Raw genomic sequence first — 13576 nt, forward strand, 5'->3', positions numbered from 1 at the left:
TGATGAAGCTGGCGAAGGCGATGAGAGCGATTGCCACGAGACTCCTTCCCGGTCGATGAGACGCGTTTCGAAAGCCGAGCGGTACCACGCCCTCGAGGACGCCCTTCGGCCGCCGACCGAGCCAGCCCCATTGAAACAACAGAAGTGAAAAGAGAAGGAGATTCCCCGCCCCGAAAAAACCCGCCGCCAGGGGCACGACGTTCCCGAACGATGCCACCAGAAGGACGAGGGCGACCCCGAGGGCAGCGACCGACAGCAGGTTGGCACGAGCCCCCTGGACCCGGTGTCGGGTCTCAGGTCCCACGTCCCCCGCGAGCAGGCGCCGAGCGGCGATCTTTCCGAGACCGCGGAGAGTGAGCCAGGTGGCGACGAGCGCCGCGAGGACGCCCAGCACGAGACCCGCCGCGATCGACATCGGCTCCACATGAAGGGTGAGAAGCGTCGTACCCACGGCATCGACCCAGAAAGTTCGCAGGCCGTAAAGGATGACTGCGGCGTAGCCGACAGCTACGAGTATGCCAATAAGCGCACCGAGGGTCGCGAGGATGGCGCCTTCGGCAATGAAGAGCCTGCGAACGACGCCGAGGGGGAAGCCAGTCGCGAGAAGTGTCCCGATCTCACGGTGCCGCTGCTCCACACCGAGCTTGAAGAAGAGCCCCGCAAGCAAAAGCCCCGCCATCACGAGGAAATAACTGAAGTACACGAAGTACTCGCCGAAGTCGGTGGCGCCGCGCGAAGCCGCCAGTCCTTCTTCACGAACGGGCACGATCGAGAACCCCAGCTCCAGTGGATCGAGTCTCGCGAGAAGACGCTCATCGAAGGCGGGGTCCGGAGGCGTGACACGTATCGACGTCAGCTTTCCCTGGCGAACGGGCCACAGGCTCTGACCCCGCGCCAGGGGGATGAAGGCCTTGGGCGTCGCGCGAAATCGATCCCAGTACTCTTCGTCCTTGTCGCGCACTCGACTCAAGTCGATGGGAAACGGGGGAGCCCAATCGGAGAGATCCTCCCTTTCGGAGATTCCGGGGTACGGGGGCGCGAGATCCCGGTCCGCGGCGAGACCTTCCATGGGCACCACGCCATCCACGATGAAGCTTGCCTCACTCGTTGCGATACGCCCTTCGTCTTCCCAGACGTAGAACTCCATCTCCAGCGAATCGCCGGACCCGGCACCCAGATCGTCGGCCAGCCAGGAGCTCAAGATGATTCCAGAATCCCTGGAACCGCCGAGGCTCGCATAGACTTGCGCGTCCACTGCGGTCACGAGGGAGTAAGGCGTCTCTTTTTCACCCACTCGAAGCGTGTTGGCGAGATAGGTCAAAAAGGACTGGGTCTCGAGTTGCTCATCGGCCGCCAGGTCGAGAACGGCGCGAGCGAGGGAATCAGCGAGCATCAGGGATGCGGATTCGATGGCGATGAAGTCGCCTAGCCTTCTCGTACGCACACCGAGGTCCTCGAGCCGAGGGCGAAGGTCGACCACCCCATCTCCGGAGACCACGACGGTATTGACGCGGGCTTGCTGACCTAGACTTCGCTGGAGCAGGTCGAGCGGGACGAAAGCCGCCCTTACCTCGCCCTGGGAAGGATAGAGCGAGAACTCGGAAAGCCCGGTCGACTCGAGCCCCGGGACAAGAGTCAATCTGAGCGTTCGTCCCGAATTCTCTTTGACGCCGTGGAGCGACTCGCGCGGAACGTCCGAAGGAGTCTCCACCCGCAACAAGATCGTGTCATCCACCCGGGCCCCGAGCTCGTCGGCGAGACTGGAAGACAGCAAAACGTCCCGCCGAGAGAGGGAGAGGGGCTCAGTTTCATGGAAGCGCCAGAACCTCTCATCGACGCCATAGACCTGTACGCCTCCCCGCGTTTGGCCGGTTCTCTCCGAAGTGACCATGCCTTGGAACGCGATCAACGGCGCCGACTCGGAAGCGATCTCGGTCGCCAAGGTCTCTCGAAAGAACGTGTTTGCCGTGACTACTGAATCGGTGAGCCCCAGCCTGGAGACGAACAGGTTACGAAGACTTCCCCGCACCGAATCACCCACCAGGAGAGCTCCCGTCAGGACACCGACGGCCACCGCGACCGCCCCGACCACCGACAGGTTCGTCCGCCAGTAATAGCGAAGGCTGCTTTGAACGAGGGAGCCCAGGCTCAACGCGCCACCAACTTGCCATCGACGATCCCCATCTGCTTCGGGAACCGCTCGGCGAGCTTTACGCTGTGAGTCACGACGATCAGCATGCGCTCCTCGTGTCGGTCGAGGTCGAGAAGCAGGTCGGCCACGGTGCTCGCCGTCTTGCCATCGAGGTTTCCCGTCGGTTCGTCGCACAGCACGAGTCGTGGGTCGCGGATGAGGGCGCGCGCGATCGCAACCCTCTGCTTCTCACCACCCGAGAGCTCCGAAGGACGGTGCGCGAGCCGCTCCCCGAGGCCTACCCGCGAAAGCAGCGCCTGGGCGCGCGAGCGGTAGCCGGCTCGGGGGGCGACGAGAGTCGGCGCGAGCACGTTCTCGAGCACCGAGCACTGGGGGAGGAGGCAGTGGTCCTGAAAAACGAAACCCACTCGCGAGTTCCTGTACTCGGCGAGCTCTCGCTCGGGGAGCTCGAAAGGATCGGTGCCGTCGAGCCGCACCGATCCCGACGTGGGTATATCGAGTGCTCCCAGGATGAACAGCAGCGTGCTCTTGCCTCCTCCCGACGGACCCATTATGGAGAGCGCGTCGCCGGGTGAGAGCTCGAGCGTGATCCCCTTCAGAACCGAGAGCGGTCCCGATGGCGACGGGTACTCCTTGACGAGGTCCCGTACCTCGAGCACGTCTTTCTTTCTAGGCCTCCTGATAGGCGCGGTTGCGGAACAAGAAATCGATGATGTTACCCTCGTGAGGCTGGAGCCAGTTGAGTCGGATCGTGGGAACGGGGCCGAGATTCAACCGATCGATGTTCACCGCGTCGAGAAGTCGGCGACGGAACCCATCATCCTCGGTAATGGCGGTTCCCACGAGCGTCGATCCGATCGCATCGATCATCTGCTCTTGAGGACATCGCACGACCGAGGCAAAGGGAAACATGTACTCCTTGTTCGCGAGCCATTTCTGCCCCGACTCGCAGTGGATGATCGTGGGCCGCAGGTAATCGCAGCGCTCGCGTTTGACGAGTCGATCGGTCGAATCACCGCGGTGGCGGACCGTGACTTCCTCGGCCCCCGGCTCGCTCAGATGCTGATCGATCTCGCCGGAGATGGCCTCGGCCACACCCGGCACGGTGAAGGCGGCGAGAGCGCTCTCTGGATCGTCGGGCGGAAGAGGCGTGATTGGGCCGAGTCTCCGAGCGAGCGCGTCGGCGATCTCCTCGGTATTTCTCGACGCCCAGATACCGGAACAGCTGATACAGCTGCGTCCGCTGTTCACCAGGATGCTGTCGACCATGACGTCGAAGTACTTCTCCCACTCGTCCACGACGTCGTCCCCAATGAGAATCTTGCTGAACCCCGGGCCGTGGGGCTGAACGCGCGGGTCGTTTCGATACCGTTCCACCGTCGGCGTACCCCCGAAGATCAGGCTTCGCGGACAGCTCGCCAGAACGGCCGCACCGATGTCCCCGAGCCCCGGGTAAATCGAGATCGCCTCGCGCGGGATCCCCGCCTGGAAGAACGCTTCGGTCATCCGATAGGGCGTCCACGGCTCCTGAGGACCCGGCTTGAAGACGAGACCGATCTGCAAGGGAATGACGGGAAGCCACAGCGTGTGGACACCGGGAGAGTTCGACGGGAGCACGAGACCGAGCACCGGCGTCTGCGCCTGATAGCTGAGCGGCACTCCCCTCTTTTCGAGACCGTGGCCGGCGCTCAAGATCTCGAGATCCAGGCCGCGGGTCAGCGCGTCGAGGACCTCGTCCATGTGGGTCAGGACAAAATGGTTCTTCTCCATGTTTGCCCGACACATGTGCTCGGGAAGGCCCGTGGTTGCCGACTGATATCGAACGAACTCGTCCGGAGTCTGCGTGCCATCGCCCAGGGGAAGCGTCGCTTCCATATAGAGCTTGGCCGCTTTCTTGATCTTGTCGAGAAGCTCATAAGGCGAATGCTCCCGGAGGAGGTCGCGTGCCCGTTGCGCCTTCCGCATGTCGCGCTGGATGAGGCCTCCGTTGGCGAGACTCACTTCCGCCAGCTTCTCTCCCGTCTCGAAATGGACCACCGGGTCGGTCTCGAGACTCTCGTACGCTTCGCCCCACCGCAGTACGGGAATGCGCATCACCGCTAATAGACTCCGACGGTCGTAGAGCTTTTGAGCTTCCTGAACGGGCGCACGCCGCTCACGCCGTCCCAAGGATAGGTTTCATGGGGAGGCTCCCGCTCGCCCTCGTCGCGCTCGAGAAAACCGGGGACGAAGAACTCCTTCGTGAGAGTGGTGAGCCGCACGCGACCCGTTTCGCCGTAGCCCACGACGTTCTGGCCGCCGTCCGCGTCCACGACCTCGATTACCGCCCGCGGTTGCGGCGCATAGTAGGTGATTTTATAACCGTCGTCCGGCGTCACCGGTTTCGAGGCGGCGAGACCCATCAACGTATTTCCATAGGTCGGCGTGATGTAGACGCCATCGAGGAGCTCCTCGACGGCGAACCGGGTCCACTGGGGGGTGAACTCGGTGCCACCCGAAAAAATACCCTGGATTCCCGCCTTTCGTAGGGTGGTCCCCTGCTCTTCGAGTCGGAGCGCGAGCGCTTCGAGAAGCTTTGGTGTCGCGAAGAGGCACTTGATGTCGTGCCCCGCCCTCAGTACGGTCACCGCCTGATCGATTACGTGATTCTTGTAGGCTTCGAGGTGCTCGGTCCAGCCCCGTTCGATCAGCTTGATGACCCAGCGTGGATCGAGATCGACGCAGAAGCAGATCCCGCCGCGAAACTGCGCCAGATGCTCGACGGCGAGTCTGAGCCGTCTCGGACCCGAGGGGCCCAGCATGAGCCAATTGGAGCCCTTGGGAAAGCACTCGTCGGGCAGCGTCTCGCTGAACAACTCGTAATCGATTCGAAAATCGTCGATGGCCACGCGGCTCTTGGGAATCCCGGTGGTACCCCCGGTCTCGAATACGAAGATGGGCCGTTCTCGAAAAGCCCGCGGAACCCAGCGGCGCACCGGTCCGCCCCGGAGCCACTCATCCTCGAAGAGAGGGAACTTCCTCAGATCCTCGAACGCTCGAACGTCTTTGCGTGGATCGAAATCGAGCTTCTTCGCAAAATCGAGCCAGAAAGGCGTTCCCGTCTCGGCGTCGAAATGCCACCGAACGATCTCCCGCACATGCTCGTCTAGAGTCTTCTTGGCGTCTCTAAGCCGGGCCTCGGGCACCATCTGGGCTTCGCTCAACGGGGCAACGCTCCTGCTTCTGCGACCTCTCGCTCGCGCAACGCTTCACCTCGGATCACTCGCTCGAATATCTCCACCGAGGCGTTCGCCATCTGCTCGACACTGTAGTGCCGGCGCACTCCCGCCGCGGCACGCCGACCGAGCTCACGGCGAATCTCGTCATTCAAGAGAAGGTCGGCAAGGCTCTCAGCAAGGTCGATTGGGTCACCCGCTCGAACCAGGCGGCCGCCACCCGTCCGCGAGACGAGCTCGGGAAAAGCACCTCGATCGGGCTGCACCACGGGTACGCCGCACGCCATCGCCTCGAGGACGAAAAGCCCTTTCGGCTCTTCGTAGTCCGTGGGTACGGAGACGATGGCCAGCGAGCGGAGAAAGGCGATCTTCTCCTCGCGTCCCAGAACGCCGTGATACTGGAACTCTCGGGACAAGCCCGCGCGATCCATCTCTTCCGTCAGCCGAGCGAGATAGCCGCGATGCTGACGACCCAGGTAACCGGCTACCCGAAGCCGCGTCTCGGGCAGGTCGTTACGCGATCTCAGCAGTCTGTAGGCTTCGCAGAGATTGTGGAGACCCTTCTCCGGAGCGATCCGCGCGATGTAACCGATGGACAGGGGTTCCCCCGATGACGTTACCGGCTCGTAGCCCTGGAGGTTGATTCCTAGAGGAACGACGGCCATCTTCTCTCGAGGGATGGAGAGAAGCTTTCCCATGTAGTCGGCGTAGTAATGGCTCACTGCCACGAACCCGTCGACGTATGGGACCTGCCCTCGGATGAGCTCGAGCGCTTCGTTTCGCTCGGCCGCCGGGAGTCCGTCGAGGAAGAGGTCCTCTCCCTGAAGGGTACACACGATGGGCCGTCCCAGCGACCGGGCGAACGACGGCGCCAGCCCGATGAGGAGCGAGTTCGGCAATACCACGACATCAGGCGGGTATTGTGCCTTCAACCACGAGGCGAGCCTCTGGACCTCTTTCCTCTGGAATCCATCTTCCCCTTTCAACGTCGATATGGTGAGAGCGCCGAGCTTTCCCGGGTCGGTCGAGACCGAAAGGCGGCCCAGGAGGTTCATGAGCCAGCTGGCGTCGAAAAGGCGATCGACGAATCCAGGTGTCCGCCGGAAGATGGGAACGTTCTGCTGAAGGTAGACGTTGATCCCTCCGAACAGGACGCGCGGCTCGCTCACGTTGTCCTCGTCTGTTCGGGTGGGCGTGTAGATGGGTAAAAGCGTCACCTCGTGGCCCTGGCGCATGAGCTCGGCCGCGAGCGCATTGTCCCTGAGACAACTCCCGCAGTACATGTTGGCCGCACCCGCGGTGATCGAGAGGATCTTCAAGACGTTGGAACTCCTGTCTCGTTGCGGCCGATAGGCCTGATCTCAGTCAGTCGGATTCCCCTCCAGGAACGGCTCGAGGGGAACCGACTCGGGACCGTTCTCGGTACACCGGGCGAACGTGGAGCGCTCGCCCGCGTACATCGACACGCCGGCGTGCTCTCCCTTTGCGTTGAGCACGTAGAAGCTCAGGCCGAAGCTCGGTAGTCCGCGCTCGTTCAGGAGTCTCTTTTCGACCGTGTTCTCCTTGACGCGGCGCAGGGCCTCCATCGCCGCGTCCTTGGGATGGCGACCGCGCCGCATCTCCTCGACGATGAAGAACGAGCACAGCCCGTACAGGTTCGCCTCGCCGCGGCCGGTGGAGCCTGCGGCGCCGACCTCTCCGTCGACATAGAGCCCGGCACCGAGGATCGGCGAGTCCCCCACACGCCCGGGGATCTTCCACGCGAGTCCACTCGTGGTCGTGACGCCGCAGATATCGCCGCCCGGGCTGATTCCATCGCAGTTGATTGTTCCAAAGAAGTGATCCTCGTCGATGAGGCCTTCTCGGAGCATGTCGAGGCCGGCCGCGTAACCTGCTTGAGCGCGCTTTCCCGGATCGAGGTAGTGCTCGGGATCGATCCGGCGCTTCCACTCGAGCCAGAGCTTGCGGGATTTCTCGGTGTTCAAGTCGTCCTCGATGTCGAACCCCATGTTACGGGCGAAAGCCTGGGCCCCCTGGCCGACGAGAAGGTGATGATCGGTGTGCTCCATGACCGCGTGGGCGACTAGCGAGGGAGTGCGTACGCCCTCGATTCCGGCGACGCCGCCGGCACGTTTCTTGGGCCCGTGCATGCAGCACGAGTCGAGCTGGACGACGCCGTCGGCGTTCGGGAGGCCGCCGTAGCCTACTCCCGCATCCTCGGGATCCAGCTCGACCAGATTGACGCCGGCAATGAGGCTCTCGAGCACGTCCTTCCCTTCCGTTATCAGACGAAAGGCTTTTTCGACGCAGGTCTCCGGACCCCCGTTCTTGAAGCGATTGCCATTGCCCGACGCGATGACCAAGGGTTTCACCGACTGCTGGGTGATCATCGTCGGCGCGGCGCCAAAAGTTGTGCTTGCACTCGCGGCAAGTCCCGCTGCAGCGGCTCCGGTTCGTACAAACTCTCGTCGGCTGAGCTTCTTGGTCATGTTTCCTGTCCTCCCAGAATGGAATCTTAATCCTACCGAGCCTCCACCTCAAACCCAGAAAGCCTTGGTCTTCTATATCATTCAGGGCGCATGGCGGCCCCGACCCTTTCCCAAGACACAGTATGCCGGCGCACCCCGACGTTCTGGAAGAGTATTTTCGTTCCCTTCGGAGCAGGATATTTCGTCTCGCAGCTTCTGCGCTCGATCAATGCCGTCGTTTCCGCGGATCTGATCGAAGAATTCGAACTCGGAGCTTGGGCGGTCGGGCTACTCACCAGCGCCTATTTTCTGAGCTTCGCGCTAGCACAGCTGCCCGTCGGCCTCGCGCTCGACCGATTCGGTCCCCGCCGTACTGAATCAGCCTTGCTCCTCTTCGCTGGCGTCGGCGCATTTGTCTTCTCATATGCGGAAACGACTTTCGGTCTCGTCGGAGGCCGCGCGCTCATCGGACTCGGCGTTTCCGCGTGCCTCATGGCGGCATTTCATGCTTTCGCTCTCTGGGCACCCCGGGAAAGGCTCCATTTCCTGAGTGGGTCGGTGATGGCGGTCGGCGCATCGGGCGCTCTCACGGCGACGACTCCCGTCGAATGGGCCGTCGGTGCCGTCGGGTGGCGAGCCCTGTTCCGGGGCATTGGTGGAGTCACGATCGCCTGTGCGTTATTTCTCTTTTGGGCGGTTCCCGAGAAACCGCAAAACCAAGCGGAGCGGCTCCGGAATCTGATCGGAGTCGCGCGCCAGGTTTTTGCCAGCCGCGTGTTCTGGAGCGTGGCGCCGTTCTCGGTGGCGCACCAGGGCGCTTACCTTTCGATTCAGAGCCTCTGGGCGGGTCCGTGGCTCAGAGACGTAGCCGGGCTTACGAGAGCGGAGGTCGCCGACCATCTGCTGATCCTCGCCCTCGGTATGGCAGTCGGCTTCGTCGCCCTCGGCTACCTGGCCGCGCGATTCGCGCGGCAGGGCCTGTCGACGATCACGGTTTGGGTCGGGGCCGCGCTCGTCTTCGAGACGGCGCAGCTCGCGATTGCGCTTGGCTGGACGACGGCCGCGTGGCTGCTTTGGCTCCTCTTCGGAACGTTCGGTGCCGCGGGGATGTTGAGCTACGGCATTCTGACGATACGTTTTCCGCTCACCATGGCGGGACGGGTCAACACCGCCGTCAACGTGCTGGTTTTCTCCGGAGCCTTTGCCCTCCAAGCAGGCATCGGCGCCGTCATTACCTGGTGGACGATGCCGGGCGAGCCCTACTCGGCCGACGGCTATCGGGCGGCGCTCCTCGGCGTCCTCGCGCTGCAGCTCGCTTGTCTGGCGTGGCTCATCGCGACGCGACGCTGGCGCGATGAGCAGGCTGATGAATAAGTGCAGCCCAGCCTGCGCGAGCGGAGCGAGCCCGGCGCGCTTGCCGCGCCGTAAGCAGCCCGAGCCGTGGCGGCACGATCAATTGCGGGTCCCGTCACGGCACTGAGCACTAAGAGACCATTGCCGTCCGACAGGCCGAGCGATCACACGATTGACTCGGCGATCCGGACCGGGAGCCTCTTCGCGCCCCACGAGCCCGGCTTCGCCTCGAAAACGCCGGCACACCGAGCCCCGCAGGAACGGCAGCGACCGGAATCCACCAGGTTCCATTCCGACAGTTCGTACCAGTCGCGCCCGATGAGAATCTCACCGCATTGGTGACAATAGGTACTTCCACCCTCTTTGTCGTGGACGTTGCCGGTGTACGCGTAGCGCACCCCGTTCTCGAGGGCAATCCGCCGTGCCCGCGTGAGCGTCGTAGCGGGCGTCGGCGGATGGTCGAGCATCTTCCAATCGGGGTGAAAGGCCGTGAAATGCAGGGGCACGTCCGGACCGAGTGCTTCCACGACCCACCTCGTCATCCGGTCGAGCTCGGCGGAAGAGTCGTTCTCACCCGGTATGAGCAGCGTGGTGATCTCGAGCCAGACCTTCGTTTCGTGCTTCAGATACGAGAGGGTCTCTTTCACCGCCTCCAGGTGACCGGCGCATACGTTCTTGTAGAATCGCTCGGTGAACGCCTTGAGGTCGACGTTCGCGGCGTCGATGTGCTCATAGAGCTCACGCCGCGGCGCCGCGGTCATGTAGCCGGCGGTCACCGCAACGCTCTTGATGCCGCGCTCTCGACAAGCATCGGCGACGTCGACCGCGTACTCGAGAAATATGACGGGGTCGTTGTAGGTGAAAGCGACGCTCTTGCAGCCGAGGTTCCCCGCGGCCGAAGCGATGGCATCGGGCGAAGCCTCGTCGGCGAGCCGTTGCTGTTCCCGTGACTTGCTGATATCCCAGTTCTGGCAGAATCGGCACGCGAGATTACACCCCGCGGTCCCGAAGGAGAGTATGGCGCTTCCGGGATAGAAGTGGTTCAACGGTTTTTTCTCGATCGGATCGACGCAGAATCCACTCGACCGGCCGTAGGTCGTGAGCACGATCGCGTCGTTCTCGCGCGCTCGGACGAAACACATGCCTCGCTGACCTTCGTGGAGCTTGCACAATCGAGGGCATACGTCGCATTGCACCCGGCCGTCTTCCAGTCGGTGCCAGTATCTCGTCGGAACGACGCTCGCGATACCCACGGAGACATTATCCGTTGGCGTTCCAAAAAACAGAAATCCACTGGGCGAAAACGGTTATCATGAGCCGTGGACGCGACCGGAAGAGAAGAGCGCCTCGGGTTCATCCGCCGCTACGCATCCCGACTCAGCTTTCCAAAGCTCTTCGTCGTTTTTCTCGTCTTGTTCGTGGCCGATCTCTTCTTCCCCGATCCGATCCCATTCCTCGATGAAGCCATCCTCGGAACCCTCGCCGTCATGCTCGGCATGTGGCGCGACCGACGTGAAGAGAAGAAGGGGCGTCTTCCTCAAACTCGGTAACCTTATAGGAGACGGATCATGGGAGAAGACATTGCACTCGAGGCCTCCGACGGACACGAGCTCAGGGCCTATCGGGCCTCACCCGCGGGGAAGCCGAATGGCGGCATCGTCGTTCTGCAAGAGATCTTCGGCGTCAACGCACACATTCGTGAGGTCGCGGACGGTTTCTCGGCGAGCGGATACCTCGTTCTCGCCCCGTCCTTGTACGACCGAAGCTCGAGGAAGAACGTGAGACTCGGCTATTCGGAGGACGATATCGTGGAGGGACGAAGGCTCCGCGAGGAATTCTCGTCGGAGGACTCGATTCGGGACGTCGGCGCTGCCGCCGATGCGCTTCGCTCCGAGAATCTGAAGGTCGGGGTGGTCGGCTACTGCTGGGGCGGATCCATCGCCTTTCTCGCCGCCGTGCGCCTGCCGCTCGACGCTGCGGTCGTGTACTACGGCGGACAGATCATGCCCCACGTCAACGAGAGGGAGCTCTGTCCCCTGCTCATGCATTTCGGATCGCGCGACGCATCCATACCGTTGAGCGACGTCGAGGCGATACGAAATGCTCATCCCGACGCGGCCGTGCATCTCTACGATGCCGATCACGGTTTCAACTGCAATTACCGCTCCCAGTTCGACCAGTCGGCTTCCACTCTGGCCCGGGAACGAACGCTTGCCTTCTTTGCCAGCCACCTCGCCCGAATGGGCCCCAAGTAACGAAACCCGGCATAGAATACCGAGCCATGCCAAACGAGACCTCCTCGTCCGGCGAAGAACGCCGCTCCCAGCGACGCGTTCTGATCGTGGGTGCGGGGCAGACCGGGCGCGAGCTTGCCAGGATCCTGTCGGAAAACTGGGACATCGCCGTTCTCGACGTGGACGAACGACGCCTCGAGCGACTTCGCCGGGAACATCCCAAGCGTGGCAACGTCCGGCTATTTCCCACCGATGGTACCAGCCTTCTCAATTTGAAGGAGGCCGGGCTCGAGTCCTCGGAATGGCTCGTGGCGGTCACCAATCGTGACGAGATCAACGCCGAGGCCTGCCGAGTCGCTCGGTCGATCGGTAATCCCCCGACCGTGATCGCCGCCCTGCGACGGCCCGAGCATCGGGAGTGGCTTACCGACGTCGAGGCCGAAGTCGTGAGCCGACCAGGGGCGGTCGCCGGGCTCATCAAGAACCGCATCGAGCGAGCACATCAGGTGGCAAGTGGCGTCGGCCTGGGCCAGGGCGAGATCATCGAGATACCCGTTCTCAGGAGCTCGCCTGCGGTCGATGTGCGAGTGCGTGACCTGAGAGCTCGGCGGTGGCTCGTGGCGGCGATTTATCGCGAGGACCGCTACGTGGTACCGCACGGCCACGTCGTCCTGCGCGAGGGCGACCGGCTGCTCCTCACCGGCGAGCCCGAGATACTGCCCCACATCGCGGACTATCTGAGAGCGGGGGTCGCCCGTTTCCCCCTGCAATACGGAACGCGAATCGTAGCTTTCGCCCCCAAAGAGCAGAGCCCATCTTTCTGGGAGGAAGTGCAGTATGTTTTCGAGCACACCAGGAGCCGCTCTGCCAGGGCGCTCACCCCCAAGGACAGCCTGCCTCCCGAGCTCAAGCTCGCCCGTGGCAAGCTCGAGACGCAGGTCGTCAATGCGTCGGACGATCTCCGGACCATCGTTCGACGGGAGGTACCCGGACTCGATTGCGGCTGCTTCGTCCTCCCCAAGGATCGCGCCGGCTTTCTCGTGCGGGCCGGTCTCAACCGGCCGGATTTCGCCCGATCGCTGGACACCATCGCCTGCCCCATGCTTCTCGCGGCGGGCAGCCATCCTTACCGGCGCATTCTCCTTCCCATCCTCGACCCCGACGCCTCGATCCTCGCCGCCGAGCTCGCGATCGATCTTTCGCGGCAGCTCGAGGTGGAAGTAGCCGCGGTGATGGTCGTACCTCCTGCGTTCATCGTGGGACAGGAAGCCGTCGAAGAGCAAAAGGATGCGATGAGAACCGTTATGGAAGTAGGCTCGCTCTATCACCGAAAGATCGAAAAGATCCAAAGAGAGGGCAACCCCGCGAAAGAGATCGCGCTCGTCGCCGGCGAAGGCGATCTCCTGGTCCTGTCTCACCGAGCGGGAAGGAAATCGTCCTTCTTCAATCCCGATACCGGGCTGCAGATCATCGTCCGCTGTCCCAGCTCGGTGTTGGCGCTGTCCTACGGCGAACGCGTGCATGGAACTGGCTGACGGGCTGTCTCTCGTCGTCTTCTACGGCGGAGCCTTCCTGATGCCTCTCGTCGCCTCGAGGGTCCACGCTCCCGCCGCGGTGGCCGAGATCCTCTATGGGCTCGGCCTCGGCGCGTTGGGACTGGTTCACCAGAGCGAGGTCACGACGTTCCTCGCCGAGCTCGGTTTCATCTACCTCATGTTCCTCGTCGGCATGGAAATCGACTTCAATCGGATCGAGCGCGAGGGAACGAAGACCGTGCTGCTCGCGTCTTTGGTGGCGGTGTCGATTCTCGTCTCGGCGGCTTTGGTCGCGTCACAGTTGGGGATGCGACCGTTCATGGCATTGGTCCTGGGCTCGATGTCGGTCGGGGTTCTCCTGGTCGCCCTCGTCGAGGCCGGCGTGTCGCAAACGCGGTGGGGTCAGATGATACTTCTCGTGGGCTGCGTCGGAGAGTTCCTGACGCTTCTCATCCTCACCGCGTTCGACCTCGTCACGACTTACGGGGTGGGCATCGAGCTCGTCATCGGCGCGATCGAAGTGGCAGGGCTCTTCGCTGTCGCCTTCGCCGTCTTGTCACTCATGCGGCTCGCGATCTGGTGGTTCCCGCACGCCTTTCACCGGTGGGTGCGCGAGGAA

Annotated in this window: 12 protein-coding genes; 5 read left to right on the plus strand and 7 right to left on the minus strand. The window is 62.9% G+C overall.

The features are described from left to right. The 6 genes from VEK15_26080 to VEK15_26105 all read right to left on the minus strand — a co-directional run. Nucleotides 1–2152: FtsX-like permease family protein (locus VEK15_26080; protein HXV64196.1), on the minus strand; the 2152-nt coding region annotated here is incomplete at its 3' end. After that, nucleotides 2149–2811 (minus strand): ABC transporter ATP-binding protein, encoded by a 663-nt coding sequence (locus VEK15_26085; protein HXV64197.1) that lies wholly within the window; start codon nt 2809–2811, stop codon nt 2149–2151. The genes VEK15_26080 and VEK15_26085, both read right to left, overlap by 4 nt. A gap of 10 nt (nt 2812–2821) precedes the next feature. Beyond that, a complete protein-coding gene (locus VEK15_26090; GenBank protein ID HXV64198.1) occupies nt 2822–4249 on the minus strand; it encodes an aldehyde dehydrogenase family protein in 1428 nt (475 codons plus the stop codon). Nucleotides 4250–4251: 2 nt separating this feature from the next. After that, nucleotides 4252–5340 carry a hypothetical protein gene (locus tag VEK15_26095; GenBank protein HXV64199.1) on the minus strand — a complete coding sequence of 363 codons (1089 nt, stop codon included), beginning with the start codon at nt 5338–5340 and terminating at the stop codon, nt 4252–4254. Between the two features lie 11 nt (nt 5341–5351). After that, nucleotides 5352–6686 (minus strand): glycosyltransferase, encoded by a 1335-nt coding sequence (locus VEK15_26100; GenBank protein HXV64200.1) that lies wholly within the window; start codon nt 6684–6686, stop codon nt 5352–5354. A gap of 42 nt (nt 6687–6728) precedes the next feature. Beyond that, nucleotides 6729–7856, minus strand: a complete 1128-nt coding sequence (locus VEK15_26105; GenBank protein ID HXV64201.1) for a N(4)-(beta-N-acetylglucosaminyl)-L-asparaginase — start codon at nt 7854–7856, stop codon at nt 6729–6731. A gap of 90 nt (nt 7857–7946) precedes the next feature. On the opposite strand from VEK15_26105, the gene VEK15_26110 reads away from it, so the two are divergent. Next, nucleotides 7947–9209: an MFS transporter gene (locus VEK15_26110; protein ID HXV64202.1), complete on the plus strand. Its 1263-nt coding sequence runs from the start codon at nt 7947–7949 to the stop codon at nt 9207–9209. Nucleotides 9210–9352: 143 nt separating this feature from the next. On the opposite strand, the gene amrS is transcribed toward VEK15_26110, so the two are convergent. Next, entirely contained in the window at nt 9353–10441 is a 1089-nt protein-coding gene (gene amrS, locus VEK15_26115; GenBank protein ID HXV64203.1) for an AmmeMemoRadiSam system radical SAM enzyme, read from the minus strand. A gap of 66 nt (nt 10442–10507) precedes the next feature. On the opposite strand from amrS, the gene VEK15_26120 reads away from it, so the two are divergent. The 4 genes from VEK15_26120 to VEK15_26135 all read left to right on the plus strand — a co-directional run. Then, on the plus strand, nt 10508–10738 hold the full coding sequence (locus tag VEK15_26120; protein HXV64204.1) for a DUF6116 family protein: 231 nt from the start codon (nt 10508–10510) through the stop codon (nt 10736–10738). Between the two features lie 18 nt (nt 10739–10756). After that, on the plus strand, nt 10757–11443 hold the full coding sequence (locus VEK15_26125) for a dienelactone hydrolase family protein (protein ID HXV64205.1): 687 nt from the start codon (nt 10757–10759) through the stop codon (nt 11441–11443). Between the two features lie 26 nt (nt 11444–11469). Next, a complete protein-coding gene (locus tag VEK15_26130; protein HXV64206.1) occupies nt 11470–12957 on the plus strand; it encodes an NAD-binding protein in 1488 nt (495 codons plus the stop codon). Next, nucleotides 12944–13576: cation:proton antiporter (locus VEK15_26135; GenBank protein HXV64207.1), on the plus strand; the 633-nt coding region annotated here is incomplete at its 3' end. The genes VEK15_26130 and VEK15_26135, both read left to right, overlap by 14 nt.

Source organism: Vicinamibacteria bacterium, from assembly GCA_035620555.1.
In the GTDB taxonomy this organism is placed as follows: Bacteria; Acidobacteriota; Vicinamibacteria; order Marinacidobacterales; family SMYC01; genus DASPGQ01.